This window comes from Actinopolyspora mortivallis (assembly GCF_003001495.1).
Taxonomy (GTDB): Bacteria; Actinomycetota; Actinomycetes; order Mycobacteriales; family Pseudonocardiaceae; genus Actinopolyspora; species Actinopolyspora mortivallis_A.
Window position 1 is genome coordinate 59,337 of the sequence record NZ_PVSR01000014.1, and the last position, 15,773, is coordinate 75,109.

Annotated in this window: 16 protein-coding genes and 1 pseudogene; 9 read left to right on the plus strand and 8 right to left on the minus strand. The window is 69.0% G+C overall.

What is annotated here, in order from left to right; all coding sequences use genetic code 11:
* The first annotated feature begins 133 nt into the window (after positions 1-133).
* The 8 genes from CEP50_RS10325 (at position 134) to CEP50_RS10360 (ending at position 9,237) form a co-directional block, all read left to right on the plus strand.
* Positions 134-1,759 carry a protein kinase family protein gene (locus CEP50_RS10325; RefSeq protein WP_106113731.1) on the plus strand — a complete coding sequence of 542 codons (1,626 nt, stop codon included), beginning with the start codon at positions 134-136 and terminating at the stop codon, positions 1,757-1,759.
* Positions 1,760-1,851: 92 nt separating this feature from the next.
* The gene (gene sigM / locus CEP50_RS10330; RefSeq protein WP_106113747.1) at positions 1,852-2,460 is read left to right on the plus strand and encodes an RNA polymerase sigma factor SigM; all 609 of its coding nucleotides are present in this window, start codon (positions 1,852-1,854) and stop codon (positions 2,458-2,460) included.
* On the plus strand, positions 2,457-3,263 hold the full coding sequence (locus CEP50_RS10335; protein WP_106113732.1) for a hypothetical protein: 807 nt from the start codon (positions 2,457-2,459) through the stop codon (positions 3,261-3,263). The genes sigM and CEP50_RS10335 overlap by 4 nt, the downstream gene beginning before the upstream one ends.
* Positions 3,264-3,390: 127 nt before the next feature.
* Positions 3,391-4,404: a thioredoxin-disulfide reductase gene (trxB, locus tag CEP50_RS10340; RefSeq protein ID WP_106113733.1), complete on the plus strand. Its 1,014-nt coding sequence runs from the start codon at positions 3,391-3,393 to the stop codon at positions 4,402-4,404.
* 108 nt (positions 4,405-4,512) lie between these two features.
* Positions 4,513-4,839 carry a thioredoxin gene (trxA, locus tag CEP50_RS10345; RefSeq protein WP_019856144.1) on the plus strand — a complete coding sequence of 109 codons (327 nt, stop codon included), beginning with the start codon at positions 4,513-4,515 and terminating at the stop codon, positions 4,837-4,839.
* A 335-nt stretch (positions 4,840-5,174) separates the two neighbouring features.
* The gene (locus CEP50_RS10350) at positions 5,175-6,323 is read left to right on the plus strand and encodes an N-acetylmuramoyl-L-alanine amidase (RefSeq protein WP_106113734.1); all 1,149 of its coding nucleotides are present in this window, start codon (positions 5,175-5,177) and stop codon (positions 6,321-6,323) included.
* A gap of 249 nt (positions 6,324-6,572) precedes the next feature.
* A complete protein-coding gene (locus CEP50_RS10355) occupies positions 6,573-7,940 on the plus strand; it encodes an aminotransferase-like domain-containing protein (RefSeq protein WP_219905424.1) in 1,368 nt (455 codons plus the stop codon).
* A 346-nt stretch (positions 7,941-8,286) separates the two neighbouring features.
* Positions 8,287-9,237 carry a D-alanine--D-alanine ligase family protein gene (locus CEP50_RS10360; protein ID WP_106113735.1) on the plus strand — a complete coding sequence of 317 codons (951 nt, stop codon included), beginning with the start codon at positions 8,287-8,289 and terminating at the stop codon, positions 9,235-9,237.
* A 124-nt stretch (positions 9,238-9,361) separates the two neighbouring features.
* On the opposite strand, the gene CEP50_RS10365 is transcribed toward CEP50_RS10360, so the two are convergent.
* The 8 genes from CEP50_RS10365 to rpmH form a co-directional block, all read right to left on the minus strand.
* Positions 9,362-10,360, minus strand: a complete 999-nt coding sequence (locus CEP50_RS10365; RefSeq protein ID WP_106113736.1) for a ParB/RepB/Spo0J family partition protein — start codon at positions 10,358-10,360, stop codon at positions 9,362-9,364.
* A complete protein-coding gene (locus tag CEP50_RS10370) occupies positions 10,357-11,361 on the minus strand; it encodes a ParA family protein (RefSeq protein WP_374957091.1) in 1,005 nt (334 codons plus the stop codon). The genes CEP50_RS10365 and CEP50_RS10370 overlap by 4 nt, the downstream gene beginning before the upstream one ends.
* Entirely contained in the window at positions 11,358-12,149 is a 792-nt protein-coding gene (gene rsmG, locus CEP50_RS10375) for a 16S rRNA (guanine(527)-N(7))-methyltransferase RsmG (RefSeq protein WP_106113738.1), read from the minus strand. Before rsmG ends, CEP50_RS10370 begins: the two co-directional genes overlap by 4 nt.
* A gap of 285 nt (positions 12,150-12,434) precedes the next feature.
* Positions 12,435-12,998: a Jag family protein gene (locus CEP50_RS10380; protein WP_106113739.1), complete on the minus strand. Its 564-nt coding sequence runs from the start codon at positions 12,996-12,998 to the stop codon at positions 12,435-12,437.
* A 32-nt stretch (positions 12,999-13,030) separates the two neighbouring features.
* Complete coding sequence (gene yidC, locus CEP50_RS10385) at positions 13,031-13,984, minus strand: membrane protein insertase YidC (protein WP_106113740.1); 954 nt, start codon at positions 13,982-13,984, stop codon at positions 13,031-13,033.
* 6 nt (positions 13,985-13,990) lie between these two features.
* Positions 13,991-14,311 (minus strand): membrane protein insertion efficiency factor YidD, encoded by a 321-nt coding sequence (gene yidD / locus CEP50_RS10390; RefSeq protein WP_106113741.1) that lies wholly within the window; start codon positions 14,309-14,311, stop codon positions 13,991-13,993.
* Positions 14,311-14,829 carry a ribonuclease P protein component gene (gene rnpA / locus CEP50_RS10395; protein ID WP_106113742.1) on the minus strand — a complete coding sequence of 173 codons (519 nt, stop codon included), beginning with the start codon at positions 14,827-14,829 and terminating at the stop codon, positions 14,311-14,313. The genes yidD and rnpA overlap by 1 nt, the downstream gene beginning before the upstream one ends.
* Positions 14,830-14,841: 12 nt before the next feature.
* Positions 14,842-14,985, minus strand: coding sequence for a 50S ribosomal protein L34 (gene rpmH / locus CEP50_RS10400; protein WP_019856134.1), 144 nt, complete (start codon positions 14,983-14,985; stop codon positions 14,842-14,844).
* A gap of 496 nt (positions 14,986-15,481) precedes the next feature.
* On the opposite strand from rpmH, the pseudogene CEP50_RS10405 reads away from it, so the two are divergent.
* A pseudogene (locus CEP50_RS10405) lies at positions 15,482-15,773 on the plus strand (chromosomal replication initiator protein DnaA); the annotation flags it as partial.

Here is a 15,773-nt window from a genome sequence, read left to right on the forward strand (position 1 = left end):
GTACTCTCGGACGGGGAGTCTCTAGGGCGGGGCCTACGAGCACGGCAGCTGTCTCGGGCTGCGGACGCCCCTGGCACGAGCGGGGAGCGCGTTCGGCGGGTTGTCGCCGACGGGAAGAATCGGGAGACGGCAGGTGAGCGGAGAACCGACCGGGCAGGCGGGTGCCGGACAGCAGTACACCAACCAGCACGACGAGGGTGCGCACCGGGAGACCACCACGAGTCCGGCGCACTCGGATCCGCAGCTCGCACCGGGAGCGGTGCTCGACCACGGACGCTATCGGCTGCTCGCCAAGATCGGCTGGGACAGCCGCTGCAACGCCCAGCTCTGGCGCGCCAAGGACGGTGTGCTCGGCCGCGACGTGGCACTGACCGTGGTGGTGGGGGACCGGGCCGACGCGGAACAGGCGGGCAACGCCCGGCGCACCCTCGAACGGGCGATGCACGCGAGCACCTTCAACCACGTCGGCGTGGCCCGGGTGCTCGACGTGGTGCACACCTCGCCCAACGACCCGGAGAGCGTGCTCGGGATCGTGGTGGCCGAGTGGACCCACGGCAGCGACCTGGGCGAGCTGATCTCGGACGGTCCGCTGAGCCCGGGGGCGGCGGCGCGTCTGCTGCAACCGTTGGCCGGGGCCGTGGAGGCCGCCCACCACGCGGGGCTGGTGCTGGGGATCGACCATCCCCAGCGGGTGCGGGTCACCGCTTCCGGGGAGATCAGGTTGGCCTTTCCCGGCCCGATGCCCCGCGCCAGTTCCGGGGACGACGTCCGGGGGCTCGGCGCGGTGCTGTACCTGCTGCTGACCGCCCGCTGGCCCCTGGCCGGGACTCCCGAGGGGATCTCCTCGGCCCCGGCCGACTCGGACGGCAACGCGGTGGCTCCCCGCACGCTGCGTCCCGCCGTCCCCATGGAACTGTCCACGGTGGCGACCAGGGCGCTCGGCAGTCCCGAGTACCACGGCACCACCGGCGGGGTGCGCACGGGCGCCGCGGTGCTGCGGGTGCTGGAGCAGTACGCCCAGCAGGAGGCCGAGTCCACCGCCGCCCACGCGGCCACCGGCGGCGGGGATCCCGCCGCACGCGGCGAGGTGTGGAGCAGGGAGGACCCCAAGCCGGACCCGGGCCGCAGACGCAAGCTGGCACTCAGCGTGAGCGTGCTGGCGGTGCTCACGGTGGTGGTGCTCGGGTGGATCGCGGTCCGGGTGCTCGGAATGTTCCTCGGTCCCACGGAGAGTTCCGGTCCTCCCGTGGTGCTGAATCCCGACGAACGCGGCTCCACCAGCCGCGAGACCTCCGAGGCCGCCCCCGAGCCACGGCCGGTCTCGGTGTCCGACGCGGACGTGTTCGTCACCGAGCGGGACCGCGACCACCGGGACGAGGTGGACCGGGTCCACGACGGGGACCCGGCCACGCACTGGCAGACCGACCGGTACAACGACCAGCTGGGCACCGGGTTCAAGAACGGGATCGGGATCATCCTCACCCTGGACGACCCCGCCGAACTCACCAAGGTGGACATCACCTCCCCCAGCCCGGGGACGGAGGTCGAGATCCGCGCCGCCTCGGACACCTCGCCGAGTCTCTCCGAGGCGGAGGTCATCGGCAGCGGTGAACTCGACGAGGGGACCACCTCGATCCCCGTCGAGGCGGACGAGAGCACCTCGCACGTGCTCGTGTGGATCACGAAGCTCTCCACCGAGGACGGTTACAGCTCCCAGATCGACGAGATCGAACCGTTCGGAACGCCCCCACCGGCCTGAGCCGCTCGGCTTGACCCGGTGGGGTGAGTTCGTCCCGGGATATCGCCGATCTGGTGGATGTGTGCTGTCACGTGATCAGTAGGGTGCGTGACGTGTCTGAAACCGCCAGTTCGGATGCCGACCTCCTGAAGGCCCATCTCCGTGGGGACCGGCAGGCCTTCTCCGAGCTATTCCGGCGGCATCGCGACCGGCTGTGGTCCGTGGCACTGCGCACGATGCGGGACCCGGACGAAGCCGCCGACGCGCTGCAGGAAGCGATGATCTCCGCGTTCCGCAACGCGGGCTCCTTCCGTTCCGAGTCCAGGGTCACCACCTGGCTGCACCGGATAGTCGTGAACGCCTGCCTCGATCGCATGCGCAGGCAGCGGGTACGGGCCACCGTTCCGCTCGCGGACAGCGGCCCGGCCGAACCGGCCCATCCGCACGACACGATCGCCGAACACGACACCCGGATGGTCGTGGACCAGGCCCTCTCCCGGATCCCCGAGGAGCAGCGGGCCGCCGTGGTGCTCGTCGACGTCGAGGGCTATCCGGTCTCGGAGGCGGCGCGGATGCTCGGAGCGGCCGAGGGAACCGTCAAAAGCCGCTGTGCACGCGGTCGGTTGAAACTCGCGCAACTTCTCGGTCACCTGAGGAACCCGACCACGGACGAGATCGTCCCAGAGGCGGACATGGCCACACGTCGACAGGAGGGACGATGAGTGGCGAGGAACTGAGTGCCGGGACACCTCGGGACCCGGACTGGTCCCCGGACGTGTTGGCCGAGTTGCACGCGGGAGCCCTCGACGAGGAGACGGCCGGAGAAGTCCGGCCCGTGACGGAGGAGGACCCGCGGGCACGGGCGGTGTTGACGGCCCTGGAACGGACCAGGCAGGACCTGGCCTCCTGCCCCGACGTCGAGATCCCCGGGGACGTGGCCACACGCGTCGAGGACGCCCTGGCCGCCGAGCCCCTGCCCACCGGGGAAGGGGAACCTCCCGCCGGGGAGGAGGCGGCGTCCTCCGGCGGCGTCACCCCCCTCGCACGGGCCCGGGGACGCCGACGCGGGCGCGGGCTCGTGCTCGGGGCCGGACTGGCCGCGGCAGCGGCGGCCGTGCTCGGAGTGCTGCTGGTCACCCAGTACCCGGGGCAGGAGCGGGAGAGCCACCGGGCGGAACAGTCGCCGGGTGAGAACGGGAGCGGCACGTCCTCGGCCTCCGAAGGGCCGCTGGCACTGACCGGCGAACGCCTCGAGCTCGACGGCAAGCAGTTCGGCGAGGTGCTCTCCTCCGAGGAGTACGTGGACAACCTGCTCGCCCCGGAGAGCCTGATGGCGTGTTTACGGGCGAACGGAGTCACCACGGGCACGCCGCTGGGGGCCGAGGAGATCGTCTTCAACGGGCGTCGCGCCCAGTTGCTGGTTCTGCCCACCGGTGAGGTCGGCACGTTCCGGCTGCTGGCCGTGGGGCCGGAGTGCGGCCCGGGGAACCCGGCCACGCTCTCGGACACGATCGTGGGTGACTGACCCCGTCCACCATGTGGGTGGGGGCACGCGTGAGGACGGCTCGGGAACAACCGGGACCTAGTATCGCGTTGACGAACAAGCGCGGGCACACCGAACCCGCGCGGACGCTACCGAGGGAAGGGGCGCGGTGACGGGCGACGTCCGGAATCTGATCATTGTCGGCTCGGGACCGGCCGGCTACACCGCCGCGGTGTACGCGGCACGGGCCGAGTTGCAGCCGCTGGTCTTCGAGGGAGTCCAGTACGGCGGGGAACTGATGAACACCACCGAGGTGGAGAACTACCCCGGCTTCTCCGACGGAATCATGGGCCCCGAGCTCATGGAACAGTTCCGCTCCCAGGCACACCGTTTCGGGGCCGAACTGCGCACCACCGACGTCAGCCGGATCGACCTGAGCGGACCGGTCAAGACCGTCGTCGCCGACGGGGTCGAGCACCGGGCACGGGCGGTCATCCTGGCCATGGGCGCGGCTCCCCGCTACGTCGGCGTGCCCGGGGAGGAGCAGCTGCTCGGCCGGGGAGTGTCCTCCTGCGCCACCTGCGACGGGTTCTTCTTCCGGGACCAGGACATCGCCGTGGTCGGCGGCGGGGACTCGGCCATGGAGGAGGCCACCTTCCTCACCCGGTTCGCCCGGTCGGTGACGATCATCCACCGTCGTGAGGAGTTCCGCGCCTCCCGCATCATGCTCGACCGCGCCCGGGCCAACGAGAAGATCCACTGGCGCACCAACACCGTGGTCACCGCGGTCAACGGCCAGGGCACCGTATCGGGGCTGACGGTGCGCGACACCGTCACCGGTGCCGAGTCCGAGCTGGCCGTGACGGGCATGTTCGTGGCCATCGGCCACGACCCGCGCAGCACGCTGGTCTCCGACCAGGTCGAGGTCGACGAGGAGGGCTACGTGCGGGTGCACCAACCCACCACAGCCACCTCCCTGCCCGGCGTGTTCGCCGCCGGAGACCTGGTGGACAAGACCTACCGGCAGGCGGTCACCGCCGCCGGCTCGGGCTGTGCGGCGGCCATCGACGCCGAGCGGTGGCTGGCCACCCAGCACGCCTCCTCCGAGGCCGAGGTCAGCAGCGACCTCGTCGGAGGCGGCTACGGACCCACCGTGGGAACGGACACGGCCGCGGCCCGCTGATGACGATGGCGGCGCCTCCCCGGGCCGTCCGCCGGGAGACCCCGGTGGACCCCGGCGGGGTTGCCGGGCCATCACCCGTACCGAGCCGAACACCGAAAAGGAGAGCACATGTCGGCCAAGCCGGTTACCGTCGATTCCGACTCGTTCAAGAGTGAGGTACTCAACAGCGACAAACCCGTCCTCGTCGACTTCTGGGCCACCTGGTGCGGCCCCTGCAAGATGGTCGCCCCCGTGCTCGAGGAGATCGCCTCCGAGCACGAGGACAAGATCACCGTGGCCAAGCTGGACATCGACCAGAACCCCGGTGTCGCGCGGGACTACCAGGTGATGTCGGTGCCGACCCTGCTGCTGTTCTCCCAGGGAGAGCCGGTCAAGCAGATCGTCGGTGCCAAGCCGAAGGCGCAGCTGCTGGAGGAACTCGCCGACTACCTGTGACGACCCCCGAGGTCGGCACGAAACTCCGCCCCGGATCCGTTTTTCCGGGGCGGAGTTTTTCGGTACGGGCACGCAACCCGGTGCGGCGCGCGCTCCGTCCCCACGAACGAAGACGCCCGTGAAGGGTGATGCCGCCGTGACCACGACGATCCCGCCCTCCGGCAGGGGAGAACCCGTGCCCTGGTGGAACTCCGAAATCCCGGCCCGTGGCGCCGAGCGGCGGGCGGCAGGGCACAATACTTCGGAGCGGAGTGCATCCACATACACTGAATACTTGGGGGTAACGACACGTCCTTAGCGCCGGTTATCCGGCGCCTGAATCGAGCGAGGAGTGCATGCAGCTGCTCCACCGCGGTGACGCAGGCCCGGCAGTGTCCGAGATCAGGAGCATTCTGGTCACCCTGGGTCTCTTACCGCCGAACGGTCATGCGGGATCGACCACGTACGACGCGTCGGTGGAACACGCGGTACGGGCCTTCCAACAACAACGGGGCCTGATCACCGACGGAGTCGTGGGGCCTGCCACCTACCGAGCGCTCACGGACGCCAAGTGGCGGCTCGGGGACCGTTCGCTCGCCTACTTCGTGTCGCGTCCCGTCAGTGGGGACGACGTGTTCGCCCTCCAGGAGCGTCTGCTCGAACTCGGTTACGACGCGGGTCGTCCCGACGGCATCTTCGGCAAGCAGACCGAGCACGCCCTGCGCAGCTTCCAGCGTGAGTACGCGCTCAACGCGGACGGCATCTGCGGTCCGGCCACGCTGCGTTCGCTGAAACAGCTGACCCCGAAGGTCCGCGGGGGTCGCCCCGTGTACCTGCGCGAGCAGGAGAAGGTCCGTCGCGCCGGGCCGAGGCTGCGCGGGAAGCGTATCGTGATCGACCCGGGTCACGGCGGCAACGACCGGGGAGCCGTGGTCAACGGAGTGGCCGAGGCCGATCTGGCCTGGGACTTCGCCAGACGCCTCGAAGGACGCATGGTGGCCACCGGCATGGAGGCGCTGATCTCGCGCGGCCCCGGGTCGTGCCCCCCCGACGCCGACCGGGCGACCTTCGCGAACGAGGCGGGTGCCGACCTGTTCCTGTCGCTGCACGTGGACTCCAACCGTTCGCCGGAGGCCCAGGGGGTGGCCACCTTCCACTTCGGTACCGGAAACGGGACCACGTCGAACGTGGGCGAGGCGCTGGCGGGTTTCCTGCAGCGCGAGATCGTGGCGCGTACGGGCATGTTGGACTGCCGCACCCACCCGAAGAGCTGGGAAGTGCTGCGCTGGACGAAGATGCCCGCCGTGCGGCTGGAGGTCGGGTACCTGAGCAATCCGCGCGACCACGCCCGGCTGCTCGACCCGGCCTTCCGGGACACCGTGGCCGAGGCCGTGCTGGTGGCGGTGAAGCGGCTGTACCTGCTGGGCAAGGACGACCAGCCCACCGGGACCTTCACCTTCGACGACCTGCTGCGTTACGAACTCACCAGAGCCGAGGGGGCCTGAGCCGCCTCGGTGCGGGAAGCACCTCCGGCCCGCCGTGTGGCGGGCTCCGCCCCCCGTTCCACGTGACGGAAACGCACTTTTCCGATTAGTGATGTTGCGCACTATTCTCCAGGATGTGGAGAGGCACACGTTACACGGCCGGGAGCCCCGCACGATGGGACGGTTAGAATCGCCGGTTAATCCGTCCCCGGCCGTCGTGCCGTGGCCGGAGCCGACCACGCGGCGCACCACCGACCCTGGAGCGCGGACATGTCCGATCAGCCGAACCAGTCCCAGGAGCCTCCGAAGCCGGAGTCGAACGAGCAGCACGTGCCCGCCGAGCGCGCGGCCGACATGGGGAGTCTCGACGCGCACTCCGAGCTGTACGCCGAGCGTACGTCGGGGATGACGGCCTCCGAGATCCGCGCCTTGTTCGCGGTGGCCAGCAGGCCGGAGGTGGTGTCCCTGGCGGGTGGGATGCCGAATCTGGCCGCGCTGCCGTTGGACTCCCTGTCCCAGGAGGTCGCCCGGCTGATCGTGGAACAGGGACAGTCCGCCCTCCAGTACGGTTCCGCACACGGGGTTCCCGAGCTGCGGGAGCAGATCTGCGAGGTCATGGCGTTGGAGGGCATCTCGGCCCATCCGGACGACGTGATGGTCACCGTGGGCTCGCAGATGGCGTTGGACCTGGTCACCAGGATTTTCTGTGACCCGGGCGACGTCGTGCTCGCCGAGGGGCCGTCCTATGTGGGGGCCATGGGCGCCTTCGCCACCTACCAGGCCGATGTGGTGCACGTGGCCATGGACGAGCACGGCCTGCGACCGGACGCGCTGCGTCAGGCGATCGACGAGACGCACCGTCGGGGCAAGCAGATCAAGCTGCTCTACACGATTCCCAACTTCCACAATCCCGCCGGGGTGACCCTGGCCGCGGAACGCCGCCCGGAGATCCTGGAGATCTGCTCCCGGCACGGCATCCTCGTGCTGGAGGACAATCCCTACGGGCTGCTCGGTTTCGACGGGCAGACCCATCCGTCGCTGCGGGCCCAGGACCCGGAGAACGTGGTCTACCTGGGTTCGTTCTCCAAGACGTTCGCCTCCGGGATGCGGGTCGGCTGGGTGCTGGCGCCCCACGCGGTGCGGGAGAAACTGGTGCTGGCCGCCGAGTCGGCCACGTTGTGCCCCCCGACGCTGAACCAGATGATCGTGTCCCGGTACCTGAGCACGCACGACTGGATGGGCCAGATCAAGACCTTCCAGGAGCAGTACCGCGAACGTCGGGACGCGATGCTGGAGGCCCTGGAACAGTACATGCCGCCCGACTGCCACTGGACCCACCCCGAGGGCGGGTTCTTCGTGTGGTTCACCGCTCCCGAGGGGGTGGACACCAAGGCGATGCTGCCCAGGGCCGTCACCAACCGGGTGGCCTACGCCTCGGGGACCGGTTTCTACCGGGACGGGCTCGGCAGCAGGCAGATGCGACTGTCCTTCTGCTATCCCACCCCGGAACGCATTCGGGAGGGTGTGCGCAGGCTGGCCAACACGTTGAACGAGGAGCTGGAGCTGCTGAGCACCTTCGGTTCCAACGGGCAGCGCGAGATCTCGGGGCCGCAGGCGCCCTCGCCCGACACGGCCTGAGTGCCGCGTTCCGGCCCCGCCGTGCTGTCATGGAAGTCGTCACTGTCCGACGAATCCGCTGTGTCCCGTACTCCCTCGGAGTCCGTTCCCGTTCGGGGATCGGACTTCTCCGCGGCCGGTAGCCGCCGGGCTGGAGTCCTCCCGCCCGGGGAAACGACGTCCCTCCGTGCCCACCGGGCCGAGTGATGACGGCGGTTCCCCTGTGTGCTCCGAGGAGGACGGTTGGCACGCGGTGGTGGCTGCCCGACACGCCGGCCCGGCGGAAGATTCACCCGACGGAGCGAAAGCTTCGGATGTCCGAGCAGTGGTTCGGGCACAGCGGGCTCGCACCATCTAGGAGTCATCATTGCCCGAACGTTGGGTTGCCGTGCTCTCCGGCGGACTCTCACACGAGCGCGACGTGTCGCTGCGCTCCGGTCGGAGGCTGTCCGCCGCGCTCCGGTCGGCGGGATGCACCGTGACCGAACAGGATGCCGACCACGAGCTGTTGGGGCGGCTCCGCGACGAACGCCCGGAGGCCGTGCTCATCGCCCTGCACGGTGGGGAAGGGGAGAACGGCGCGATCCAGTCGGTGCTGGAACTGCTGGACATCCCCTATGTGGGAACCCCCGCACGAGCCTGCCGCCGCGCCTGGGACAAGCCCACGGCCAAGGCCGAACTCGCCAGGGCCGGTTTGGACACCCCGGAGTGGGCGGTCCTGCCCCAGTCCACCTTCCGTGAACTCGGTGCCCAACCCGTCCTGGACGCCCTCGTCAGCAAGCTGGGGCTGCCGTTGATGCTCAAACCGGTACAGGGCGGCTCCGCCCTGGGGGCGCGGGTGGTACGGGACAGCTCCGAGCTGCCCTCGGCGATGATGGGAGCCTTCGCCTACGGCGAGACGGTGCTGGTGGAAAAGCTCGTCGAGGGCACCGAGATCGCCGTCGGGGTAGTGGAGGACGCCGCGGGCCCGCACGCGCTCCCGCCGGTGCGGATCGAACCCTCCAACGGGATCTTCGACTACACCGCCCGTTACACGGCGGGACTGACCAGCTACCAGGCCCCGGCCGAGCTTCCGGAGGAGACCGTGGCGGCTGCCTCCGAGCTGGCGGTCTCCGCGCACCGCCTGCTCGGCCTGCGGGACGTCTCCCGGACGGACGCGATCGTGGACACCGCCGGGAGAGTGCACTTCCTCGAAGTGAACGTCTCACCAGGACTGACGAACACCTCGCTGCTGCCGATGGCCGTGGAGGCGGCCGGGCGCACCCTCGGAGACGTCTTCAGCGGCCTGGTCGAACGGGCGATCGTCAGGAACTCGTGAGCCGGTGCCCGGTGTCGACTGTCACCGTGACGGAACGTCCGAAGGGTTCTTCTTCGGCAAGATCAGGGCTCGTTACGCCCTTCGGAGCGAAGGGAGCGGACTTCGGGATCCGGACGGATCCGTCCTACTGTTCCTCCACCCGATCCGCTCCGTCGAGCAACAGACCAGCCAACCGGTGCAGATCCTCCGGGGAACCGAACTCGACGACGATACGCCCCTTGCGCTGTCCCGCCTCGATCTTGACCCTGGTGTCCAAACGGTCGCCGAGACGTTCCTGCAACTCCTCGGCCCCCGGGATCTCCATGCGGGAACGCTGTTTGGGTTTCGGTTTCTCCGCCACCTCACCCTTCTTCAGGGTCACCTGCTCCTCGGCCGCGCGCACCGAGAGCCCCTCGGCGACGATCCGGGAGGCCATCTCCTCCTGCGCCCCCGGATCCTCCAGGCTCATCAACGCACGCGCGTGGCCGGCGGACAGCACCCCCGCGGCCACCCGCCGTTGCACGGGCAACGGAAGACGCAGCAACCGGATCGTGTTGGTGACCACCGGCCTGCTCCGGCCGAGCCGGTCCGCGAGCTCGTCGTGCGTGACCCCGAACTCCTCCAGCAACTGCTGGTAGGCCGAGGCCTCCTCCAACGGGTTGAGCTGTACACGGTGGATGTTCTCCAACAACGCGTCCCGCAGCAGGGCGTCATCGGTGGTCTGCCGCACGATCGCGGGGAGGGTCGCCAACTCCGCCCGCTGTGCCGCCCGCCAACGTCGCTCACCCATGACGAGTTCGTAGCGCCCGTCCTCCAGCGCCCGAACCACGATCGGCTGCATGAGCCCGAACTCCTTGATGGAGTGCTCCAGCTCGGCGAGCGACTCCTCGTCGAACACCTGACGTGGCTGACGGGGGTTCGGGACTATGGCGGCCGTCTCGACCTCTCGGTACACCGCTCCGGCCGTGCCACCCTCCGTTTCACGTGAAACCTCGTCCCGCACGGGGGAGGAGTCCGCGGGTTCGGTCCGTTCCTCCACCGGGAGGTCGACACCGGGAGCGTCCCCGTCCTGCTCCTCCTCGGCGGGACCACTGGGGATGAGTGCGGCCAGGCCACGTCCCAGACCGCCACGACGTTCGGTCATGCCGTCTCCCTCTCCGTCCCTCGCTCGGCGATCTCACGCGCCGCGTCCAGATAACTCATCGAACCACGGGAACCGGGGTCGTAGCTGAGAATGGTCTGTCCGTACCCCGGCGCCTCGGAAATCTTCACGCTGCGGGGGATGACCGTGCGCAACGCCCGGTCCCCGAAGTATCCCCGCACCTCCTCGGTGACCTGCTCGGCCAGTTTCGTCCGGCCGTCGTACATGGTCAGCAACACCGTGGAGATCCCCAGATTCGGATTCAGGTGCGCCTGAACCAGTTCGATGTTCTTCAGCAGCTGTCCGAGCCCTTCCAGGGCGTAGTACTCACACTGGATCGGGATCACCACCTCGTGGGCGGCGACGAGCGCGTTCACCGTGAGCAGGCCGAGGGAGGGCGGGCAGTCGATGAGCACGTAGTCGTAGTCGAGCTCGTCCAGTACCTCCGGGTTGAGCGCCTGGCGCAGCCGTGCCTCACGAGCCACCATCGTGACCAGCTCGACCTCGGCCCCCGCGAGATCGATGGTGGCGGGAACGCAGGCCAGTCGCTCGGACTGGGTGCTCGTGGCCGCCACCTCGGCCACACCGACCCGGCCGAGCAGCAGCTCGTACACCGAGGGCACTCCGGAGTTGTGGTTCACCCCCAGCGCGGTACTCGCGTTCCCCTGCGGATCGAGATCGACCACCAGCACCTTCAGTCCCTGGACCGCCAGGGCGGCGGCCAGGTTCACCGTGCTCGTCGTCTTCCCCACACCGCCCTTCTGGTTGGCCACGGTCATGATCCGCCGCCGATCGGGCCGGGGGAGAGGATGGGTTTCCGGATTCCGGGCCTTCACCGCCCGCCTGGCCTCCGCCACGAGCGGGTTCCAGCCGAACTCCTCCACCTCCGTGTCCTCGGCCCGGGCACCCTCACCCGCCGCGTCCGGGAAACGCATACCTCCCACGGAACTCCGCCATGTTTCACGTGAAACCCCGGGCTGGTTCGATTCCGGATTCACCGTCACCGTTCCTTTCTCTTCCGCCGTTTGTGGGGCCGGCGCGCCGAACCACGACCATGCCCGCGCACCCCGGAAGCACCACCCTGGTCGACGGATTCGGTACGTCGTATCGCGACGACTCTGGCCGGGGAGGACAACACCGACTCCCCGCAGGTCCGCACCACGGCCCGCTCACCGCCCTGGCGTGTGATCGCGGCACGATCGCGGTCCAACTCCTGCTCCGCGCTCGCCCCTTTCTGGGCGAGCAGCCACCCTCCGGGGCGCACCAGGGGAAGACACCATGCGGTGAGTCGCTCCAGGGAGCCCACCGCACGCGCCACCACACAGTCGACGTCGTGCAGCCGGGAACGGACCTCGGACTCCTCGGCTCGCCCCCGGAGCACCGTCACGTGCAGGTCCAGGTCGTCCCTGATCTCCTCCAGCCACGTGATCCGGCGTGCCATCGGCTCCAGCAGAGTGATCCTCAGATCCGGACGAGCGATGGCGAGCGGAACTCCCGGCAACCCGGCACCGGATCCGACATCCACAACAGTGGCCCCTTCCGGTAACAGCTCCGACAACACCGCCGAGTTGTACAGATGGCGCTCCCAGAGCCGATCTCCCTCCCGAGGACCGATCAAACCACGCTGAATGCCGTCTGTCAGGAGGCGTTCCGCGAACTTTTCGGCCAGTGGAGCCCGTGCACCGAACAACTCCTCCCGGACGGCGCCGTCCGGGAGTCCCTGTCCGGCTTCCTGCCGTGCCGTCTCGTCCGAGAACCGCTCGGCGGCCTCCTCCTCGTATCCGTCCACCATCCCGAGACCTGCCTTCCGATCGCGTTCGTGCTGTGCACTGTTCGGGGGCGTGCTTCGCGAGAGGGAACTCCGGGCGGCTTCCCCCGGGAACACTCGGCGGGAGCGGACGCCCGGAATACCGCCGGCCCTGCCGGATCCGCCGCGGGCAGCGCCGCGCGAGCGGCGGGAATCCCGCCGGTTTCACGTGAAACACGGCCACACGAACAAGGCTGCCCCCGTGATGTCCGGATCACGAGGGCAGCCTCTCATCATCAAAGCCGTTCTTGCGTTGTACGCGCCGAGTGATCACTCGACCCGGTAAACAACGACCCGCCTGTTCGGCGGTTCGCCCTCTCCCTCACTGGTGACACCCGAGACGGTCGCGACCGCGTCGTGCACGACCTTGCGCTCGAACGGAGTCATCGGACGCAGGCGCTGCGTCCGCCCGGTGGCTGCCACCTTCTCGGCCGTACGGCGTCCGAGGTCGCTGAGCTCGTCCCTGCGGTTCGCCCGCCACCCGGCGATGTCCAGCATCAGCCGGCTGCGGACACCGGTTTCCTGCTGCACGGCCAGACGGGTCAGTTCCTGGAGGGCTTCGAGCACCTCGCCCTCCGAACCGACGAGTTTCGCGAGGTCCTTGCCGCCCTCCACGCTCACCACGGCACGCCCGGACTCGACGTCCAGGTCGATGTCCCCGTCGTAGTCGAGCAGGTCCAGCAGCCGTTCCAGGTAGTCACCGGCTATGTCGCCTTCCCGGACCAGATCGGCCTCGCTCCTGCTCGTCGATGCGGCATCGGCGTGCTGCTCTGACCCGCCACCCGAGACGGACTGCTGCTCGTCCTGGCCGGCTTCCTGCACGGTCTCGGACACTGCCTGTCTCCTCTCTGGAGGTGCGTACGGATTCACCGGTTGTCCTCCGGCCGTTCCGTCGCACTGGAACGATCCTCCGGCATTCCGGGCAATTCGGTCTGCGCGTCCTCGGGGGAGCGCCGCGCGGACTCCTCGACCTCGGTGGCGACGGCGGTCCCCTCCACGACCGCGGTGCCCTCCTGGTCCTCGCGCTGAGCTTCCTCCCGGTCGATACGGCGGTACACGACGTACTGCTGCCCCAGGGTCCAGAAGTTGTTCGCCAGCCAGTACAGCAGGATGGCCAGCGGAAGGAACGGACCACCGATGATCGCGAACATCGGGAAGACCCACAGCACCATCCGGTTCATCATCGCCTGCTGGGCCGGATTACCGGGAGCCGACGAGCGCTGATCCGTACGCTGTCGCTCGACCGAGTGACGTGAGGTGAAGTGGGTGGCGACCGCCGCCGCGATCATCAACGGCACGCCCACCAGCAGCATCGAGCCACGGTCGGTCCCGAACCTGGCGAGAGTCTCGGCGGGAGCCGACATCACGGTGGACAGGCTCGCCCCGAACAGATGTGCGTCCACGAACGACTGCACACCCTCGGGACCGAAGAAGTAGTTGCTGTTCTTCCCGGGCTGGAACCCCCGCAGCACCTGGAACAACCCGATGAACACCGGAATCTGCACCAGGATCGGAAGGCAGCCGCTCACGGGATTGAACCCCTGCTCGGACTGCAGGCGCTGCATCTCCTGGGCCAGGCGCTGCCGGTCGTGGGCGTAGTCCCGCTGCAACTGCTGTATCCGGGGAGCCACCTGCTGCATCTTGCGCATCGAACGCACCTGGTGCACGAAGGGCTTGAACAGCAGCGCCCGCAACGTGAAAACCAGGAAGATCACGGAAAGGGCCCAGGCGAAACCGCTGTCCGGATCCAGCAACGCCCCGAAGATCGAGTGCCAGCACCACAGAATGACCGACACCGGATAGTTTATGAAGTCCAGCACCTTGGGCTACTCCTCGCAGGGGGATCGGTCCGCTTCACGTTCGTGCCGCTTCGGAGGTGGCACCGGATCGAGCCCCCCCGGATGCCAGGGACCGCAACGCAGCAGTCTCCACACGGTCAACCAACCGCCCCGCAACGCCCCGTGGGTGCGCAACGCCTCCACCGCGTAAACGCTACAGCTCGGATAGAACCGGCACATGGGCGGAAGCAGCGGTGAAACGACCCTGCGATACAGGTGGATGGGCAGCGACAACAACCATGCCACCGGACCGGGACGGGCCCCGGGTTCTCCCGGTGCCGCGGATGCTCCGGAACCTTGCTCTGTCATCACACGGGATCCGTCGACGGGCTACCACCGGGTGAGTCGCCACCGCCCCACGCGGCATCGCGCGGATTCGGCAGTCGCAGCCTGCGCAGCGCCTTGTCCAGATCGCGTGCGAGTTCGTCACTGGTGGCGGCCGCGGCGGGCGGCAGTGCTCTCACCACCACCAGTGTGCCAGCGGGTAGCGCAGCGAGGCGCTGCCGCATCAGATGCCGCAGCTGCCGGGCGACCCGGTGACGACGCACCGCGTTGCCGACGGCCTTGCTGACGACGAAACCCACCCTGGGATGCTCCGCTGCTCCCAGGGTGGGCGAGCTGTCGGATCTCTCGCGCGCGCTCTCGACGCCGGTCTCGTTGCCGGAGGACTGCCCGTCCGGAACGCGCGGGGATTCGTACGACCCGCTCGCGGACGGGTCACGACGCAGGGCATGCACCACGAGACGTGGCCTGCCGGCTCGACGTCCCCGGCGCATGACCAGAGTGAAGTCCTGGCTGCGCCTGAGCCGCGCTGTCGCAGGTAGCACGGCCCCGCCCGGTCAGACGGTCAGACGCTTACGACCCCTGCGGCGCCGGGCGGCCACGATGGCGCGGCCCGCCCTGGTGTGCATCCGCTTCCGGAAGCCGTGGATCCTGGCCCGCTTGCGGTTGTTCGGCTGGTAGGTGCGCTTGCCCTTGCTCACGGTCGGCTCTCCCGGTTACTACAGGCCAACCATGCGCCTTAACAAGGCACAAGATGGCCGCTGTGGCTCGGTCAAGTGTCCCCGCGCACTCGCGGTCGGCTGCGAGCACATCCGCGACAGGGTCGGACACGTACTCGAACGCATACGATCCCGCACGGACGAACCAGGCTCGTGCCGCGAGAATCGTCGCCGACACGCACCAGAGGGACGCCCACTTTACGGCGGGGGACCTTACGAGGGTACTCACCCCCACCCGATCTCCCGCACCCGGGGTATCACCCCGTCGAGGGGCGGCTTCGCCGTGTCCACCTCCCCCACACACGGTAACCCCGACCGCCGGGGGCCGGGCACTCTGTCGTACCGTCGGCAGCGTTGTGGACAAACATGTGGATACTTGCCCGATCCACGTTGTGCACAGCCGAATCGACCTGTTCCGTGGGACAACCGGCCGGCGGGGAAAGCCGGTCCCGCATCGACGAGGGGAGGGGGCTCAGCGGTGTCCGACCACCAAGCCGATCTCAGCAGAGTCTGGGACGAGGTGGTGCACGAGCTGTCTTCTGGAACGCTCTCACCTCAGCAGCGCGCATGGATGCGGGTGACCCGTCCCATCGGGCTGTTGGACGGGACGGCGCTGCTGGCCGCCCCCAGCGACTTCGCCAAGGAGGCGATCGAACGCGCCCTGCGCGACCCGATCACCGAGGCCCTGTCCCGCCGTCTCGGCCGGGAGGTGTCCCTGGCCGTGAAGGTGGACACCGCCGTTCCCGCGCCCACCCGCCCGGTCTCGCCCC

What these genes read in the sequence shown, in the direction of transcription:
- CEP50_RS10365 (WP_106113736.1), bottom strand. Translation starts at nt 10,360, where the DNA reads ATGACCGAACGTCGTGGCGGTCTGGGACGTGGCCTGGCCGCACTCATC.
- rsmG (WP_106113738.1), bottom strand. Translation starts at nt 12,149, where the DNA reads ATGGTGGACGGATACGAGGAGGAGGCCGCCGAGCGGTTCTCGGACGAG.
- yidD (WP_106113741.1), bottom strand. Translation starts at nt 14,311, where the DNA reads ATGACAGAGCAAGGTTCCGGAGCATCCGCGGCACCGGGAGAACCCGGG.
- CEP50_RS10355 (WP_219905424.1), top strand. Translation starts at nt 6,573, where the DNA reads ATGTCCGATCAGCCGAACCAGTCCCAGGAGCCTCCGAAGCCGGAGTCG.
- CEP50_RS10350 (WP_106113734.1), top strand. Translation starts at nt 5,175, where the DNA reads ATGCAGCTGCTCCACCGCGGTGACGCAGGCCCGGCAGTGTCCGAGATC.
- CEP50_RS10335 (WP_106113732.1), top strand. Translation starts at nt 2,457, where the DNA reads ATGAGTGGCGAGGAACTGAGTGCCGGGACACCTCGGGACCCGGACTGG.
- trxA (WP_019856144.1), top strand. Translation starts at nt 4,513, where the DNA reads ATGTCGGCCAAGCCGGTTACCGTCGATTCCGACTCGTTCAAGAGTGAG.